At 64.0% G+C, this 17,801-nt stretch carries 17 protein-coding genes; 13 read left to right on the top strand and 4 right to left on the bottom strand.

The genetic code is table 11. From position 1 onward, the window contains the following. The first annotated feature begins 46 nt into the window (after positions 1 to 46). From B3098_RS03040 to B3098_RS03000, 9 genes are all read left to right on the top strand, one after another. Entirely contained in the window at positions 47 to 904 is an 858-nt protein-coding gene (locus B3098_RS03040; RefSeq protein ID WP_286890738.1) for a transketolase, read from the top strand. Further along, positions 905 to 1,891 carry a transketolase family protein gene (locus tag B3098_RS03035; RefSeq protein ID WP_279972598.1) on the top strand — a complete coding sequence of 329 codons (987 nt, stop codon included), beginning with the start codon at positions 905 to 907 and terminating at the stop codon, positions 1,889 to 1,891. 13 nt (positions 1,892 to 1,904) lie between these two features. Beyond that, positions 1,905 to 2,708: a shikimate dehydrogenase family protein gene (locus B3098_RS03030; RefSeq protein WP_286890733.1), complete on the top strand. Its 804-nt coding sequence runs from the start codon at positions 1,905 to 1,907 to the stop codon at positions 2,706 to 2,708. Positions 2,709 to 2,737: 29 nt separating this feature from the next. Continuing rightward, a complete protein-coding gene (locus B3098_RS03025; protein WP_286890731.1) occupies positions 2,738 to 4,336 on the top strand; it encodes a GMC family oxidoreductase in 1,599 nt (532 codons plus the stop codon). Positions 4,337 to 4,477: 141 nt separating this feature from the next. Beyond that, positions 4,478 to 5,188, top strand: coding sequence for a glutathione S-transferase (locus B3098_RS03020; RefSeq protein ID WP_239215370.1), 711 nt, complete (start codon positions 4,478 to 4,480; stop codon positions 5,186 to 5,188). A gap of 167 nt (positions 5,189 to 5,355) precedes the next feature. Then, the gene (locus tag B3098_RS03015) at positions 5,356 to 6,699 is read left to right on the top strand and encodes a methyl-accepting chemotaxis protein (RefSeq protein ID WP_286890728.1); all 1,344 of its coding nucleotides are present in this window, start codon (positions 5,356 to 5,358) and stop codon (positions 6,697 to 6,699) included. Positions 6,700 to 6,805: 106 nt separating this feature from the next. Beyond that, positions 6,806 to 7,030 carry a DUF1653 domain-containing protein gene (locus B3098_RS03010; protein ID WP_286890726.1) on the top strand — a complete coding sequence of 75 codons (225 nt, stop codon included), beginning with the start codon at positions 6,806 to 6,808 and terminating at the stop codon, positions 7,028 to 7,030. Between the two features lie 4 nt (positions 7,031 to 7,034). Beyond that, positions 7,035 to 7,646, top strand: coding sequence for a PolC-type DNA polymerase III (locus tag B3098_RS03005; RefSeq protein WP_414631257.1), 612 nt, complete (start codon positions 7,035 to 7,037; stop codon positions 7,644 to 7,646). A gap of 27 nt (positions 7,647 to 7,673) precedes the next feature. Continuing rightward, positions 7,674 to 8,030: a nucleotide pyrophosphohydrolase gene (locus B3098_RS03000; RefSeq protein ID WP_286890724.1), complete on the top strand. Its 357-nt coding sequence runs from the start codon at positions 7,674 to 7,676 to the stop codon at positions 8,028 to 8,030. 38 nt (positions 8,031 to 8,068) lie between these two features. Here B3098_RS03000 and B3098_RS02995 read toward each other — a convergent pair whose 3' ends face one another. Further along, positions 8,069 to 8,359, bottom strand: a complete 291-nt coding sequence (locus tag B3098_RS02995; protein ID WP_056570634.1) for an antibiotic biosynthesis monooxygenase family protein — start codon at positions 8,357 to 8,359, stop codon at positions 8,069 to 8,071. A 74-nt stretch (positions 8,360 to 8,433) separates the two neighbouring features. Here B3098_RS02995 and B3098_RS02990 point away from each other — a divergent pair, with 74 nt between their 5' ends. The 3 genes from B3098_RS02990 (at position 8,434) to B3098_RS02980 (ending at position 10,383) form a co-directional block, all read left to right on the top strand. Next, positions 8,434 to 8,832 carry a hypothetical protein gene (locus B3098_RS02990; protein WP_286890720.1) on the top strand — a complete coding sequence of 133 codons (399 nt, stop codon included), beginning with the start codon at positions 8,434 to 8,436 and terminating at the stop codon, positions 8,830 to 8,832. A gap of 337 nt (positions 8,833 to 9,169) precedes the next feature. Continuing rightward, positions 9,170 to 9,646, top strand: coding sequence for a hypothetical protein (locus B3098_RS02985; protein WP_286890719.1), 477 nt, complete (start codon positions 9,170 to 9,172; stop codon positions 9,644 to 9,646). Between the two features lie 44 nt (positions 9,647 to 9,690). Further along, entirely contained in the window at positions 9,691 to 10,383 is a 693-nt protein-coding gene (locus B3098_RS02980) for a hypothetical protein (protein ID WP_191578477.1), read from the top strand. 22 nt (positions 10,384 to 10,405) lie between these two features. Here B3098_RS02980 and B3098_RS02975 read toward each other — a convergent pair whose 3' ends face one another. Then, entirely contained in the window at positions 10,406 to 12,820 is a 2,415-nt protein-coding gene (locus B3098_RS02975) for a DUF3772 domain-containing protein (RefSeq protein ID WP_175126017.1), read from the bottom strand. Between the two features lie 227 nt (positions 12,821 to 13,047). Next, the gene (locus B3098_RS02970; protein WP_286890714.1) at positions 13,048 to 13,974 is read right to left on the bottom strand and encodes a LysR family transcriptional regulator; all 927 of its coding nucleotides are present in this window, start codon (positions 13,972 to 13,974) and stop codon (positions 13,048 to 13,050) included. A gap of 247 nt (positions 13,975 to 14,221) precedes the next feature. On the opposite strand from B3098_RS02970, the gene B3098_RS02965 reads away from it, so the two are divergent. Next, positions 14,222 to 15,739: an acetyl-CoA hydrolase/transferase family protein gene (locus B3098_RS02965; protein WP_175186598.1), complete on the top strand. Its 1,518-nt coding sequence runs from the start codon at positions 14,222 to 14,224 to the stop codon at positions 15,737 to 15,739. Between the two features lie 154 nt (positions 15,740 to 15,893). Here the strand turns inward: B3098_RS02965 and B3098_RS02960 are convergent, their stop codons facing one another. Then, the gene (locus B3098_RS02960; RefSeq protein WP_175138309.1) at positions 15,894 to 16,817 is read right to left on the bottom strand and encodes a LysR substrate-binding domain-containing protein; all 924 of its coding nucleotides are present in this window, start codon (positions 16,815 to 16,817) and stop codon (positions 15,894 to 15,896) included. Positions 16,818 to 17,801 lie beyond the last annotated feature (984 nt).

Below are 17,801 nucleotides of genomic sequence, written 5' to 3'. Positions count from 1 at the left end.
ATGGGTATATTATATATCATATATCCATACAACAGGAGGAGGCGCGATGCGCAAGGATCAGGAGGCCCCTACCGCAGGGGAAATCGCGATGCTGCGGGAAAAGGCCCGCCATATCAGGCTGGAGACCATCCGCCTCATCGAAATCGCCAAGGTCGGACACTACAGTTCCGTCTTTTCGTGCGCCGAGATCTTCGCGGCGCTTTATTTTGATGTGATGCGTCTGCGCCCGGGCGAGCCGAAGTGGCCGGATCGTGACCGCTTCCTCATGGGCAAGGGCCACGCCGCCGTCGGCCTGTTCCCCGTGCTGGCCGATCTGGGCTTTATCGATCACGCGCTGCTGGACGGCTACACGCGGTTGGGCAGCCCCCTGGGCGATCACCCCGACATGAGCAAGGTGCCGGGCGTCGACTTCAGCTCGGGCTCCATCGGTCATGCGCTGTCCAACGGCGTTGGCATGGCCGTCGGCGGCCGCATGAACCAGCGGGACTTCAACGTGTTCGTGATGCTGGGCGACGGCGAAATGCAGGAAGGGCAAGTGTGGGAAGCCGCGTTGTTCGCCGCGCACAACCGCTTGTCCCGCCTCATCGCCATCATCGACCGCAACGGCTATCAGCTCGACGGCAAGGTCGACGACGTCATGGGGGTGGAGTCGCTGAAAGAAAAGTGGCAGGCGTTCGGCTGGGAGGTCCACGAAGTCGATGGCCACAATCTTGCCGAACTGACTGCGCTGCTGCGCCGCCTGCGCGCCGATGATGCGCGCGCCAAGCCCGCATGCGTGATCGCCCGGACCATCAAGGGCAAGGGTGTCTCCTATATGGAAACCGAACCGGGCTGGCACCTGGGCTACCTGGCCCCGCAAGATGCGCAAAGCGCTGTCGAAGAAATCCTCTCCCGCGAGATCTGAATGGCACAGGCACAAGTACTCTCTCCCGATTCCTGGCAGTACCGCGCCCTGAATGCGGTGAACCCCGGGCTGTCCTACCTTTCCGACGGATTGATCGAGCTGGTGAAGGCCGGGCATCCCGTCGTGGCCGGATCGGCCGACCTGCAGTATTCGAACGGGCTGAACCGCTTCGCCGAGGCCTATCCCGACCGCTACGTGCAGTTCGGCATCTCTGAGCAGAACATGGTTTCGGCGGCCGCCGGGCTGGCAACGACCGGCATGATGCCGTTCGTCGCCACGTTCGCGTCGTTCCTCGGGTTGCTGTGCTGCGAACAGATCCGGATGGACGTCGCCTACACGCGCCTTCCGGTCCGCCTGATCGGCCATCACACGGGTATCAGTCTGGGCTTCTACGGCACCTCGCACCACGCCACCGAAGACATCTCTACCATGCGCGCACTGGCGGGCCTGACGGTGGTGTCTCCCGCCGACGGGCCGCAACTGGTGGCAGCCATCAAGGCGTCCGCGGACTGGCCCGAGCCCATCTATTTCCGCATCGGCCGCGGGCGCGATCCGCAGGTTTACAAAGACAACACGCCGTTCGAATTCGGCCGTGCCATCGTCCATGAAGCCGGTAGCGACCTGACGCTGATCGCCTGCGGCATCACGCTGCACGGTGCGCTGGCCGCGGCTCGCCAGTTGCGCGAAGAGGGCCTGTCGGTTGGCGTGATCGACATGCCGACGATCAAGCCGCTGGACCGCGACGCCATCCTGAAGGCTGCCGGGCAGTCGCGCCTGATGATGACGGTCGAAGAGCACAATGTGCTGGGCGGCCTGGGTTCGGCAGTTGCCGAGGTGCTGGCCGACGCGGGCACCGGCACGCGGTTGCGCCGTCATGGCATCTATGACGAATACAGCCTCATTGCGCCGCCCACCACCCTGTACGCCCATTACAAGCTAGACGCCGAAGGCATTGCCGGCGTCGCGCGAGAATTCATCCAGCATTGATCCGGAGACATCCATGAAGGAAATCAGCGGCAACACGCGCCTGTTCGGCATCCTGGCCGACCCGATTCACCATGTGAAGACGCCGCAGCGCATGAACAAACACTTCGCCAAGATCGGTTTCGATGGCGTCTGCGTACCGTTTCACGCGCGGCCCGACAACCTGGCGGCCGTGGTCGACGGCCTGCGCCGCCTGGAAAACCTGGGCGGCGTGATCGTCACGGTGCCGCACAAGACCGCCATCCTGGAACTGGCCGACGACGCCACGCCCGTCGCACGCAAGATCGGCGCGGCCAATGTGTTGCGGCGTGAGGCCGATGGGCGCCTCGTGGCGCACATGCTGGACGGCGAGGGCTTCGTGCGTGGCCTGCGCAGTTGCGGCGTCGCCCCCGAGGGCAAGAGCGTCTACCTGGCGGGCGCGGGCGGCGCAGCCAATGCGATTGGCTTCGCGCTGGTGCAGGCTGGCGTCTCACGCCTGACCATCGCCAACCGCACGCCCGCCAAGGCCGAGGACCTGAAGGCCCGCATCCTGTCGCTGCATCCAGACGCGCAGATCGCTGTGGGCAATGCCGACCCTGCCGGCCATGACCTCGTCGTCAACGGCACGTCGCTGGGCATGAAAGAGGGCGATCCGCTACCGCTGGACGTCAGCCGCCTGACGCCGGACCAACTGGTCTGCGAGGTCATCATGCAGCCCAAGGACACGGCGCTGCTCGTGGCGGCGCAGGCGCGCGGCTGCAAGGTTCATTACGGCGCGCCGATGCTGGCCTGCCAGATCGAACTGATGGTGGAAACGCTGGGCGTGACGTCCGCCCGTTAGGCGGCGCTGCACACATTCGGTAGACAACGATGGGCGACTATGACTTCATCATCGCGGGTGGCGGAACGGCCGGCTGCATCCTGGCCAACCGCCTCAGCGCGAACGGCAAGTATCGCGTGCTGCTGCTGGAGGCCGGCCACGAGGCGCGCAGCATGTGGATTCCCATTCCGGCGGGCTTTTCCAAGCTGCTGGTCGATCCGCAATACAACTGGCGCTTTGCCACCGAACCCGAGGACAACGTCCACGGACGCGTCATCGCCGTGCCCCGCGGCAAGGGATTGGGCGGGTCCACGCTGATCAACGGCATGATCTACGTGCGCGGCCAGCCCGAGGATTACGACGGCTGGGTGGCCGCGGGTGCTGCCGGTTGGGGACGCGACGTGGCCGAGCGCATCTACCGCAAGATAGAGAACTACGCGCCGGGCGGCGAGACCCGCGGCAAGGACGGCCCGATGCACCTTGAAGAGGTGGCCGAGCGCTTTCCGGTGTCGGACGCCTTCCTGCAGGCTGCGCGCGAAGACGGCCAACCCTTCAATCCGGACTACAACAGCGGCGATCAGGAAGGCGTGGGCTACTACCAGGTGCTCCAGCACCACGGCCGGCGCTGGAGTGTCGTGGACGGCTACCTGAAACCGGCGGCGGGACGGCGCAACCTCAGTGTCGAATGCGGCGCCCATGTCACGCGTCTGGTGTTTGAAGGTAAGCGCTGCGTGGGCGTGGTCTACCGCAAGAACGGGCAGGAACACGTCGTGCGCGCACGCCGAGAAACGCTGGTATGCATGGGTGCGGTGCAATCCCCGCAATTGCTCGAACTGTCCGGAGTGGGCAATGCAGCCTTGCTGGCCTCGCACGGTATCGGCGTGGTGCACGCGCAGCCGGCGGTGGGCGAAAACTACATCGACCACTTCGCCACGCGCATGAACTGGCGCGTCAAGAACACGGTCACCTTGAACGAAATGTCGCGCGGCTGGCGGCTGGCGCAACAGGTGGCGCGTTACTACATGAGCCGCAAAGGCATCCTGACACTGGGCACGGGACTGGTGCACGGCTTCGTGAAAAGCGCGCCCGGATTGCCTACGCCCGACGTGCAGTTTTTCTTCGTGCACGCCAGCTATGCCAACGCCGCCGAACGCATTCTGGACCGGCATCCCGGCATGACGATCGGGGTGGCGCAATTACGCCCAAAGTCCGTCGGGTCCATCCACATCAAGTCGGCCGATCCGCTGGACGGACCTGCCATCCGGCCCAACTTCCTGTCCGCGCAGGTCGACCGCGACAGCTTGATAGGCGGGATGCAGGTGGCTCGCCGCATCGTGAGCCAGCCCGCCCTGAAACACTACGTGGAGGCCGAGGTCAGCCCCGGCGTGCAGGTGGACAGCGACGACGAATGGCTGGACTTTGCGCGACGCAACGGACAGACCATCTACCACCCCATCGGCACCTGCCGCATGGGTACGGACGCGGCGGCCGTCACAGACGTGCGGCTGCGTGTCAACGGGCTGACGGGCCTGCGCGTGGTGGATGCCTCGGTCATGCCGAAGATGGTTTCCGGCAACACGCAGGCCGCCGTCATGATGGTGGCCGAGCGCGGCGCGGAGATGATCCTCGAAGACGCGGCGCAGGCGTAGGGAACTTCCGGTTAGTAAAAATGGCGCGCTTGCTTACGGCTGGCGCGCCATTCTTCTTGAAGGCGCCCGGCATGCGCCTTGCTAACGCGCTGTTCCGACTGCAGACTGCAGGTTAGGCTGCACCAACTGAAAGGAGACCGTATGACCTACGACCTTTGGTATTGGGATGGCATTCCCGGGCGGGGAGAATTCGTGCGCCTGGCGCTGGAAGCGGGCGGTATTCCGTATCGGGAACGCGCCCGCGATCCGGGCGCCGACGAAAGCGCGTTGATCGACGACATGCAATCGGCCCGCAAGCATCCGCCTTTTGCGCCGCCTTATCTGGTGGCCGGAAAAATGACGTTGGGGCAGACCGCCAATATTCTGCTTTTCCTCGGCGAAAAGCATGGCCTTGCGCCCGAGTCGCTTGAGGGCCGGTTGTGGGTAAACCAGTTGCAACTCACCATTGCCGACATGGTGGCGGAAGCGCACGACACCCATCACCCCATTTCCGCCAGCGATTATTACGAAGACCAGAAAGAAGAGGCCGCCCGCCGCGCCAAGGTATTTCGCGAAGCGCGTATTCCGAAGTTCCTGGGGTATTTCGAACGGCTGCTGGACGGGCCGCAGGCGTGGTTGGCGGGCGGCGCCAAATGGACCTACGTGGACTTGTCCCTTTATCACTTGGTCGATGGCTTGCTGTTCGCGTTTCCCAAACGCATGGCGACCGTTGCTGCGCATTATCCAAATGTGTTCGCCCTGCACGAGCGCGTGACCGCTTTGCCTGAACTGCAGGCCTATTTTTCAAGCGGCCGGCGCTTGCCGTTTGGCGAGGGCATTTTCCGCCAATATCGCGAGCTGGACGCGGCTTGAATCCGTGATTTCCCGAGTGTGCGTCATGACGACGCTTTGAATTCTTTTTAAAAGGGACGTTCAGAATTACATCGGGCCATGATAATTTCTGGGATTAAGTAGTTTCCATTAGATACATAAGAATTACGTGTACCAGGCACGCCGGCAAACACACCCTGGAGGTTTCCATGCTTTGGCATACTCTTGGCCGCTTTATCCGTGGATATCGCAGTACCGATAAAAACGACCTGCTGGGACAGATCGACGCCATTCACAAATCCCAGGCGGTCATTGAGTTTGATCTGAACGGCCACATCCTGATGGCCAATCAGAACTTCCTGGACACCACGGGCTATTCGCTCGACGAAATCCAGGGGCGTCACCACCGCATGTTCATCGATCCCGATGAACGCGGGTCGCCGCAATATGCAGCCTTTTGGGAAAGGCTGGGACAGGGCGCACATGATTCCGGCCGTTATCGACGGATTCGCAAAGATGGCTCGGACGTCTGGCTGCAGGCGTCGTACAACCCCATCTTTGACAAGCGCGGACGGCCGGTGAAGGTGATCAAGTACGCCACCGACATCACCGATCAGCAAAATCGCCAGGCAGATTCCGAAGGCCAGCTCGCGGCGATTTCCAAGGTCCAGGCGATCATCGAGTTCAATCTCGACGGCACCATCCTGCGTGCCAACGACCTGTTTCTCGGTGCGGTGGGGTATCGCGCCGACGAGGTGCTGGGCCGGCATCACAGCCTCTTAGTCCCGCCCGAAGAAGCCCGAAGCACGGCGTACAAGGATTTCTGGCGCCGGCTGCGCAATGGCGAGCACGACACCGGCCAGTACATGCGCTTGGGCAAGGGCGGACGCCAGGTCTGGATCGAAGCCAGCTACAACCCCATTCTCGATGCGCAGGGCCGGCCATTCAAGGTGGTGAAGTTCGCTACCGACATCACCAAGCGCTTTACCGCCGCGCAGACGCTGCAAGTGGCCGTGCAGGGCCTGACCGAAAACGCCGAACGCGCGCGACAGGCCAACAGCCTCGCCCTGGATGCCAGCCGCATCGCTGAAACGGGCGGCGATACGATGCGCGACGTGGTGACGACCATGGAAGTCATCACCGGCAGTTCGCGCCGCATTTCCGAGATCATCGGGGTCATGGACGGCATTGCATTCCAGACCAATATCCTTGCGTTGAACGCGGCCGTCGAGGCCGCGCGCGCCGGCGAGCACGGCAGGGGCTTCGCGGTCGTGGCCTCAGAGGTCCGCAATCTGGCGCAAAGCAGCGCGGCCGCCGCGAAGGAAATCAAGGCGCTCATCACGACCTCCGTGGCGCAGGTCGAAGGCGGCGCGGTGCAGGTCCAGTCCGCCGGCGGCACGATGGAGGGGATCGTCGCGTCGTCTCGCCGCGTGACCGAAATCATGGCCCAGGTCGTTGAAGTGTCGCTGGCGCAATCGGACAAGCTGGCCGGCGTGACCGAAGATCTCACCGATACCCACGCCGAACCCACAAGACGATTGCGCGCCGCCTAGCGGGCAGGGCATCTGCGCGCGAGTGCGCTATAAAGACGGCATTGCCGATCATCTGTGGCCCGCGCGGGCAATTTCCGCCGCGGGCCATGCCCTTTGCCCGATGTCCATGACTGAATCCGAAGCCCTCGCGCTTGCCACGCACCGCCATTACAAGGGTGGCCTTTACCGCTACATAGGCACTGCCCGCCATTCCGAAACCGAAGAGTTCATGGTGGTGTACGAACACCTCTGGCCGCACGCGCGCGGCCTGTGGGTGCGCCCGGCCGATCTGTTCTTCGGGCAGCTTGCCGACGGTTCGGCCCGCTTCGCCGCCCTGCATCCGGCGGAGTAGGCGCGTGACGTATTTCTATCGGCGCACGCGTGCAGCCAGCGAATCGCCGGCCCGCCCCACGGCGCGGGCGCAAGCGGCCTTGACGCACGCGCTTGAAGCATTGGGCCGCCCCTTCATCGTGGCCGACCTGGAAACGACCGGCCTGTCCACCGCAAGCTGCGAAATTCTTGAATTTGCGGCGGTCAGAGTGGGCGAGGGCGGGGCGGTCGTCAACGAGTACACGCAGGTCGTTCGCACTTGCGGCCGTGTCCCTTCCTTCATATCCCGTCTCACCGGCATTACGCAGGCCGAAGTCGATCGCGACGGCATTCCGGTCGCGCAGGCCTTCTCGTCGTTTCTGGATTTTGTCGAGGATCTGCCGGTGTTCTTCCATAACGCCTCGTTCGACCGGCGCTTCCTGAGCGCGGCCGCTGACCAGACGGGGCTGCCTTTTTCGAACGCCACGCACTGCACGTTGGCGTTGGCGCGCCGCGCGTGGCCGGAGTTGCCGTCGCACAAGCTCGACATCCTGGCGCGGCACGTCGGCGCCTCGCAGCCGACCCACCGGGCGTTGGCGGACGTGCGGACGACGGTCGCGGTCGCGCTTGCAGCCAGCGCTCGGCTGGCCTGCGCGTAACGAGGCGCCATTTCTTTGGGAGTTCTCATGTCAGACCTGGAAGCAATCCGCCTCGCCGTGCGCCAGTTCACGGCTGAGCGCGAATGGCAGCAATTCCATTCGCCCAAGAATCTGGCGATGGCGCTGGCGGGGGAAACGGGCGAACTCGTCTCGTTGTTCCAGTGGCTGGATGAAGACGAGTCGCGCAATCTGCCGGCCGCCCGGCTTGCGGATGCCGCGGACGAGATCGCCGACGTGCAGATGTATCTGGTGGCCCTGGCGGATCAGCTTGGCATTGATATCGCGCAGGCGGTTGCCGGCAAGATGGTGAAGAACGCCAACAAGTATCCCGCCGATGCGTTCCGGCGCAGCGCTCGCAAATACAACGAGCTCCCGGAAGAATAAGCGCCGGTCCGCGCAGCCGCTGGACCGGCGCCGAACGTTCAAATCACTTTTTGCTCGTGGTGCACTTGGGGCGGCTCAACGAAAAAGCCTCCGACCAGCTTGCGCCATTCCTGGAAGTCGGCCGATTCCCGGAAATCCACCATGTGGTTTTCGACCGTTTCCCAATCCACCACCAGTGTGTAGCGCTGCGGCTGCTCGATGCTGCGGTACAGTTCCATGCCATGGCAGCCCTTGGCGCGCAGAAAAAGCGGCTTCGCCTGGGTAACACCGGCTTCGAACAGCGCTTCCTGTCCTTCGCGGACGTGGATGCTGGCAATCTCCTGAATCATGGCTTGTTCTCCGATTGATGGGGGTAAGCAAGGCGGGAGTAGTATGGCCGAAAACCTCGATTCCAGCCCGTTTCATGAATCACCGAGCCGTCACATTGACTCGTCTTATTTCCGTCCGCCTGCTCTGGTATGTCGCCGTCGGCATCATTGCCCTGATGTCCCTGTACCTGCATACGCAATTCGGCGTTGTGGTGCTGCTGTCTGCCATCGCCATCTACATTCCCCTGTCGATGCTTGGATTGCCGCTCGTTGCATGGCTATGCCTGTCGCGCCGTACAAGCGGCGTTGCGGCCGGGCTGCCGCCCGCCTGGCCCGCGTATCTTGCGGGCGTGACCGGCATTGTCCTGCTGGGCAGCTATCAGGTGCTTGCCAATCTATACGGGGCCGAATGCGGCTTCCTGCTTGTGCTGGTGGCCGTGGACCTGATGCTGGCGCGCCGCGAGACCGGCTGGCTGCTACGCCTGGCGCGTTAGATATCACGCGTGAGCCTCACGCGCGCGGCCCCATCCTTTGAGTTGAAACCCACCCGCAAGCGGGGCTTGACGGACGCATTGCGTCATCCATACGCATGGCCGCGCGAAGCCGGTATCTCCGCTTTCAGGTTTGTGTAATTCGCGAGTCCATCCTCCAGAAAGACCCGGTCGTTCGTTTAACCGATACCGACCTGCCTAGGACGGCGCAATCATTCCGTACCAATACGAAAGTCCCACGCCCTGCGAATGCAAGGGCGCAGTTCCTGGGTAGTAACGGTCCGCGCCGGTCGGTCTCCGGCACCTGTGCATCCGTGCAGACGGATCAGGAGGAGCTCAAATGAAAAAGCTCGCAGCAGTCGCCGCGTTGTCATTGTTTGCCGCATCGGCTTACGCCACTGGCCAGGGCCAGGTCGGCGGTTCGGTGACCGGTCACGCCGGCGCCATCAACGGTACCGCTTCGTCCATCTCCACCGGCAGTTCGGTGGTGGCCACCCAGGTGAACGGCTACGGCTCGTCGAGCCAGACGTCGTTCGGCAGCACGGGCGGCATCGCGGAAGTCGGCGGATCGTTCAGCCGCGACGGCACGCAAGTCGTCACCAGCACGCGGCAGTACGCCAATAGCGAGTCGTACGGGCATGTGTCGGGCAACGCGCCGATCATGGTCGGCGACAGCATCGCCAACGGCGGCGCAACGTTCGGCAAGACGGATACCAGCGCCTCGGCGACGGGTTCGTTCCACGCGGCGAATATCGGCGCGTTCGGGTCGATACACGGCGTCGGCCCGGTGGGCCATGTCGTTGGGTTCAATCGCTGACCCAATTATCCGGACGGCTTCGGCCGTCCGGGCGAGGGGACATCATGAAGAGCATCGTTCTAGCCATCTCCCTGTCGCTCGCCGCCATGTCGGCGGGGGCGCAGACCAGCACGTCCAGTTCCACGACGTCGGCATCGTCCGGCTCGACCAACGCGGGCAACAACCAGGGCATCACACTGAACTCAAGCAACAGCGGGACCAGCACGTTGCGCAGCGCACCGCCGGTTGGCGGCCAGAGCTTCTACGGCTCGTTCTCGTCGGACAGCTGCATGGTGTCAGCGGGCGGCGGCGGGTCCGTGGTGGGTTTCGGGATGAACGTCGCGATTCCGATCGAGGACCAGAAATGCAGTCTGCGCCGCAACTTCGAGCGCACGATGCAGGCGGCGGCATCGACCAAGGACGCGGATCGCTCCCGGCGTCTGGAAACCGCGGCCATCGACATCCTGTGCCAGACCGACGATCGCACCAAGGCGGCACTGGTGGCGCAGGGGCTCTGCACCAATCCTGCGCTGACGACGGCGGACCACCGGTTCGACAGCGGCGCCGTGGCGCAGGTCGCGCCGCAGACGCCCGTCCAGACTGCAGGCACGGCGCCCGCGCTGCCGCAGGCGGCGGCGACGCCGGTGGTGCAGGGTTATCCGGTGCTGTCAGCCCGCAGCGCCGCGTTCACCGCGCCGCCACTGCGCAACCCTCGCGTGGAGCGGCAACAGTTCGCCGACCTGTACTCTCCCGGCTGAAGCGGCCTGTGCATGACGGCAATCAGGGCGTGGCGGGCGGCGGGACCGCGACGGGCGCAGGCGCCTGCGCGGGTTCCGGCGCCGACGCGAGCAGCATGGTCGGCGGGGACGACACTTCAAGCTTGGCCTCGTCCAGGCGCTTGAGCACCGTGAACAGCAGCGCGCTGCGCACGCCGTACGCGGCACGCGGCGACGACACATAGCCCCTTGCATTGAAGATCAGGTGGCCTGCGTCGATACCGTCCAGGAAGACATTGGGCGCCGGCGACTCCAGCACGTCTTCGTGATCCGCCAACGCCTGCAGCATCAGTTCACGCACCTGCTCGGCATCCGTCGACAACGGCATGGGCAGCTTGATCTGCACCAGGCCAAGCGGATTGGACCGCGTCACGTTGCGCACTGTTTTCGTCACGAATTCGGAGTTGGGCACGATCACCGTCGACCGGTCTCCCATCTGGATCTCGGTGGCGCGCACATTGATGCGCAGGATGTCGCCTTCGACGCCGCCCAGCGAAACCCAGTCGCCCACCTTCACCGGCCGCTCGGCCAGCAGAATCAGACCCGACACGAAGTTCTGCACCACCGCCTGAAGGCCGAAACCGATACCCACCGACAGCGCGCTCGCGATCCACGCGACCCGCTCCAGTCCGATTCCCGCGGCCGACAGCGACAACGCCACGGCCAGCACGAAGCCGCCATACCCAAACAGCGTCGCGGCCGACAACTGCATGCCCGGGTCCAGCTCCGTGGTGGGCAGATAGCGGTTGGATAGCCAGCGCTTGAGCATCTTCACGCCCAGCAGCGACAGCGCCAGCACGATCAACGCCTGCAGCACCGCGCCGGGCCGGATCTGCGCCTCGCCGATGGCCAGGCCCTTGCGGAGCTGGTCAAAGCGCTGCACCAGGTCCATCGGCGCTTCGCCGAACGGCGCCAACACCAGAATGATGGCAAGCAGCGCGATGGCCACGCGACCCAGTCCGGACAGCAGCACCGCGGCCTGATCGCGCATGCTGGGCCCTTCGCCTTCACCGCCTTCGCGGTGCGCCGTGCCCAACAAGGTGCTGAAACCGTCCTCGACCAGCGTCGAGGCCAGGTAGGCCGACGCCAGTACGATCAGCACCCACAACACCTGCTTGACCAGGAAGCTGCCGAACGCTACGTAGCCGAGCAGCAGGCTGGCGAAGCTGACGATCAGCACCGTCCAGATGGCGGCCAGCATCAGCGAGACCCACAGCGGAATCGGCGCTTCGCTGTCCTGCATGACCTGGCGGCGCAGGCGGCGGCCGATGAACAGCACGGCGGCAAGCAGCGCCATGCTCAGCACGCCCACGATGCCGGTCAGGGTGATGGTCGTGGTCAGGCTGGCGTCCAGCAGGACGGGCAACCGTTCCGCGAGCCAGATCAGGACCACCAGCACGCCCAGCGTGCCGGGAAGCCAGCGCAGCCGGTTCGCCACGATGTCGCTGACCGGCGGCAGGCGCCAGGACGGACGATTGGTGGACAGCAAGGCGTAGCCCATCCCCGACACGAAGCCGCCGAAGCAGACCGTGGCTACCAGGTTGGTCAGGAGCGAATCGGTGCTGTCCGACAGTTGCGATCTCCAGTCCAGGCCGGTCTGGATGAGCAAGGCGATCACGCCAGGCGTGGCGACCGAAAGCGCCACGAGGGCCACCGCCAGAAACGATCGGCGCAGCCGTCCGGGCGGTACTCGGGTTGCCGTGAGCCGCAGCAGATACCGTCCAACCCAGACGCGCAGTGCAATTGCCAGACCGGCAACGACCGTCAGCAGCAGCCAACCCCATTTCGGCGTCTGTCCCACGGCGGTGGACAGGTCGTCGCGTAACGCTTCAAGCCGTTCCAGATCCCGGGGAAACTCCTGGCGGAATTCGGCCCAGAACTGGCCCGACAGGAAGGAGTCGCGACGCTCGCCCAAGCGTGCCTGAAACTGCTTGCGCCGCTGGGCTGAAATTTGTTCAGCCGTCTGGCCGGCATCCACTGACAGCAGCCGCGCCAACTTGATCTGCGCGTCCAGCGCGCGGCTGTTCTTTTCCAGCTGGGCGCGCTGCGCCGCCACATCCGGCGCTTCCTTCGCGCCGTCCGGCGGCGTGCCCAGTTCGCTCAGGCGTGCGGTCACGCTGGCCAGTTGCGGCGTCAGCGCTTCAGTTGCGGCGTCCGCCTTGGACTGGATGTCCAGCGCCTCGCCCCGCTGCTTGAGCAGCACGGCGTCGTCCGTTTCGTCGGGGACCCGCTTGCGGATCTCGTCAATCTGCTTGCGGGCCGCACCCAGAACGGCTTCGGTGTCGGCGGGGGCGGCGGGCGGCGCCGCAAAGGCGGGCAGGAAGCAGAAGACCAGCAGCAGCGCAGCAAGCAGCGCCGCCAGGTTGGGCGCGCGGACGAGGCGGGCGCGAAAGGGCTGAGTGGGCGTGGTCGGGATCATGTTTTTGGGGCGAGTTGCTCGCGTGGAGGCGGCAGCATAACAAGCCGCCGCCTCACCCGTTGCAACAAAAACTGGTGTTGCGTCCCTGTATTTTTAGAGGTGCTAGTTCGTGGGCTTGACCTCTCTAGCGGGCCGGAAAATTGGGGCCGGATTTGGCCGGCCAGATCAGCATGCCGACCGGCCATGACGGCCGTCGCAACGCCTGTTTACCAGCCGAACGTTTGGATTCACTTCAACTGGCGTCCGGACGCCTGTGCCGCCCGCGTGCGAGGCTTGCCCAGCACCGCGTCGCAGACCTGCAACCATGCACGCGCGGCAAACGACAGATAGCCGGACTGCAGCCAGATATGACCAACCTCCCACTGGATGCCCGACTTCGCAAGCTTCGCGGTACTCAGGCCGCGGGTCTTCATCCGCTGCATCAGCGGTTCGGGCAAGAGGGCCACGCCAAGTCCTGCCGAGGCCATTGCCACCAGAAAATCCCAATGCGCGCTTTGCGCCGCGATGCTGGGCTGCAGGCCCGCATCGGCAAACGCCTGCCGCAACCGCCGGGTGATTGCGAAGTCGTCGGTGGGGATCAGCAGCCGCGCCTCGCGCAGCGCGCTCAGCGGCAGCGACGTCTTTCCGGCCCACGGCGCGTCTGGCGGCCCGATCACCCAGATCGGATAACTGCCAAAAGCCTGCGCGGCCAGACCGCTGTCGGGGGCGACAGGCAGGATGGTGGCGCCGACCTCCAGTTCGCCGCTGGCCACCAGGTTTTCGACCGCCTGGCCCGTGCCTTCGCGCAGGGTCAGGTGGATGCCGGGATGCAATTCGCGGAACCGCTTCACAACTGGCGTGAACAGCAGATTGATCATGGGCGGGATACCGACCTCGAGAGACCCGCGTCCCAGCTCCGCGGTCTGGCGCATTTCCTCGGACAGTTGGCGCATCGTCTCCAGCACTTGAAGGCCACGCTGGTACATGACCCGGCCGGTATCGGTAGGGCGGGCGGTGTGCCCGTCGCGGATAAGAAGCGGCGTGCCGGCTTCTTCTTCCAGTTGCCGGATCATCTTGCTGACTGTGGACTGCGTGACGAACAGCGCCTTGGCCGCCTGCGTGAAGCTGGCGTGCCTGACGGTTTCCACGAAATACCGCAATGCGCGCACGTCCATGGGAAAGCTGACCCTCCGCGCCGTGCGCGAGAAAAATTCAAATGATGAAAAAAACGACTGGAACGGATGATTTTAAGTCATTACGAGATTTGCCCTCGGCTTCCTATACTGCCGAAAAATCGTCCCGGCGCCCGTATCCACGGCCTTCGGGACTTCGGGAAACGCCGCGTCAGACGGTGCCCGGGCGCTGCAGACCCCAGCCGCTACGCCCGGCCCTAAGCCGCCAGCCTTTGAATTTGGAGACACCATGCCTTTCGACCGGATCCGTAACGCCGACCTGCACGCCAGGATCACTTCAGCCGAACAGGCCGCCTTACTGGTTCAGGACGGAATGACCGTCGGAATGAGCGGATTCACTCGGGCAGGCGACTGTAAGTCGGTGCCGGCCGCGCTGGCGGCGCGCGCAGAACGCGAACCGCTGGCCATCACGTTGATCACGGGCGCATCACTCGGCCACGACACCGACAAAATGCTGGCGCAGGCCAATGCGCTGGCACGACGTCTGCCGTTCCAGGTCGACACGACCCTGCGCCGCAAGATCAATCAGGGTGAAATCGCCTTCATCGACCAGCATTTGTCCGAAACCGTGGAGCAGTTGCGGGCGGGCCATCTGGGCCCCATCAACGTGGCCATCATCGAAGCCGCCGCCATCACGGAATCCGGCGCGATCGTGCCGACCATGTCCGTGGGCAACTCCGCGTCGTTCGTGCAGCAGGCCGACAAGATCATTGTGGAACTGAACATGAGCGTGCCCGCCGCCATCGAAGGCCTGCACGATATCTACGTTCCCGGCGACCGTCCCGCCCGCCAGCCCATCGGCCTGGTGTCTGCGGACCAGCGCATCGGTCAGACCTGCATCGAGGTCGATCCTGCCCGGATCGCCGCCATCGTCATCACGCAAGAGCCCGACAGCCCCTCCAACGCGCTGCCGCCCGATACCGAGACCAACGCCATTGCAGGTCATATCAACCAATTCCTGCGCGGCGAGGTGGATGCTGGTCGCCTGACCAACGCGCTGCTGCCGTTGCAGGCAGGCATCGGCACCATCGCCAACGCGGTGCTGCACGGGTTCGAATCGTCTGATTTTGAGAACCTGGTCATGTATTCCGAAGTGCTGCAGGACAGCGCGATCGAATTGCTCGACCAGGGCAAGCTGGCATTCGCCTCGGCGTCGTCCATCACCGTATCCAAGCCCGTGTACGAGAAGATCCTCGCCAACATGGAGCACTACCGCCAGCGCATCGTGCTGCGTCCGCAAGAAATCAGCAACGCACCCGAGATCGTGCGGCGCCTGGGCATCATCGCCATCAACACGGCGCTGGAATTCGACATCTACGGCAACGTGAACTCCACACACGTCGGCGGCACGCACATGATGAACGGCATCGGTGGCTCAGGCGACTTCGCCCGCAACGCCCATCTTGCGATCTTCGTGTCCAAGTCGATGGCCAAGAACGGCGACATCTCCAGCGTGGTGCCAATGGTGTCCCACGTCGACCACACGGAGCACGACGTTGACGTGCTGGTCACGGAATGCGGTCTGGCCGATCTGCGCGGCCTTGCGCCACGTGAGCGCGCCCGCGCCATCATTCAGAACTGCGTGCATCCGTCGTACCGCGACGCGCTGCAAGACTATTTCGATCGTGCTTGCGCCCGTGGCGGCCAGACGCCGCATCTGCTGGAAGAAGCGTTCTCCTGGCACCAGCGGTTCAATGAAACCGACTCGATGCAGCCCGTCGCGGCATCGGCGCGCAAGGCGGCCTGAAGCGGGATTGAAGATTGACTGCCGCCGTCGCGGCGTCCGCCTGGGATTTCGAGCGAAGCGAAACCAGGCTGTTCCAGGCAACGTCCTGCGGGGCGCCGCGTTTTGGTCAAGGTAAAGCAGCTGTACGCCGCTTTACCCTTTTTTCGCCTGAGACCTAGCTTTCGTCCTCGGGCTTCGATGTCACAAGCGTCTGGCGCGACATCTCCAACTCGTCGCGCAGCCATTGCTTGAACGCATTCAGCGGCGCCCAATCCCGCAAGCTCGGCCGGTACACCAGGTGGTAGGTCTGCCCCAGTTCGTAATGCACGCGCACGGGCGACACCTGTACTAGCCGCCCCGCACAAAGCGCGTCGGCCGCCAGCAGTTCACGGCCAAGCGTGATGCCCAAACCCTGCTCGGCAGCCTGCAGCATCATCCCCGCATCATTGAACGAAGCCACGGGCGTGACCGGCGTTGGAAAACCGGCCGCCGTGAACCAATGCTGCCAAAGCTCGCGTTCGCCGAGCAAAGGCTGCCGCGCCAGCGTTTCGGGCGAATTGTCGGGCAGGGCCGCCAATGTCTCAGGCGACGCCAGCACGATGAGCGGCAGCGGCACATCAAACAGCGGCTCGGACTCCACCCCGGCCCACGGCCCTTGCCCGATCCGAAGCGCGGCATGGAATCCGTCCCGCGCCAGATCGACCACCTGCTGGGAAGTCTCGATCTCCAATGCCAGTTCCGGATGCCGGGCGCGCCACCGCGCCATGCGCGGCAACAGCCAGCGCTGCGCAAACGATGGCAATACCGACACGCGCAACCGTTGTTCGCGTCCGCTCGCGGCCGCGTTCGCCGCCATCAGCCCTTCGTCGAGCAACGCCATGGCGCCCTGCACGCTGCACAGCAACGCCGCACCGGCCGAGTTCAACACGATGCCACGGCCGCTACGCTCGAAAAGCGGAAAGCCAATTTGCTCTTCAAGCACCTTGATTTGCTGGCTCACGGCGCTGTGCGTCAAGTGCAGCCGCTCAGCGGCGGCGCGCAGGTTCTGCAGTTCCGCAACAACGCGAAAAGCGGGGAGGGTATTCAGCGGCAACCGCATGGCAGGCCTGTTCAAGAAATATTGGTCATCGTAGCTTACCGAAAAGGCCAAAACAATTCGATTTTCAGCCGATATTTGGGCGCTTACGCTTACCAAAACGGAACAAAAGGAGCCCGTTATGACCGCGCAACCTCTCATACCCACGTCTTCCTTGGTCGGCACGCCCCGCGGACCCCTGCCCACGGCCGGACCTGTCGCGTCCGTAACGGTCGCGTCCAAACCCGTCGCGCCCATACCTTCGCGTTCTGCGCCCGTCGGGCTATCGCCCGCACTCCCTGCAACGCCTGCCGTGGTGGAGGCCGCGCAAGCGCCGGACCGCAGCGTCCTCACGCGCATTTGGCAAGCCTATCGCGCTTGGCGCAACACGGCGCGGATGCGCAACATGGCCCAGGACATGGAGCCGCACCTGCTCAGCGACGTGGGCGCACCCCCATGGCTGATCAACGAAGCCAGCGTGAGGCGCGAACTTTCCCGGCTTCGCCACATTGATTACATCCGTTGGTAGTCCGGGGTGGAGCAGCCGCGAGGCGCGGAAATCCTGCCCGAGGGCTCGGGGATACGTCCATTTGCGGCGTGTATATATATAGAGCGTCTATATATACAGCGCCAAGATCGCCTCTCCAGAGAGAGCAACATAATTTGCGACACCCACATGACAGCGCAAAATTCTGTGCTATAGTCTCGCTCCTTCGCAGCTCACACAGTTTTTGAGACGCGAAGCCAAGCAAGTGCAACAGGCGAGGCGGGGCACCCCGGCATCACCTGCCGCAACGGCAATCAGAAATGAGCGCTCCGCGGTTATTGCAAAGATTGACGCAAATTAGGCAGAAGCCAGTTGCGAGATCTGCAAAAATTGTGCTATAGTCTTGGGCTTGGCAGTTACTGAAAAATTAGGGTTTACCCTGATGTTTCGACAGCTGCTAGGGCAGGGCGAAAGTCCTGGTGAGGCCTGAAGAGGTCGCGGCAAGAAAGCAAAGCAAAATG

Origin of the sequence: Achromobacter sp. UBA2119, from assembly GCF_002331005.1 — a bacterium.
GTDB classification, from domain to species: Bacteria; Pseudomonadota; Gammaproteobacteria; order Burkholderiales; family Burkholderiaceae_B; genus Achromobacter; species Achromobacter animicus.
The sequence above is the reverse complement of the archived record's forward strand: the minus strand, read 5'-3'. Positions and strand labels throughout refer to the sequence as shown.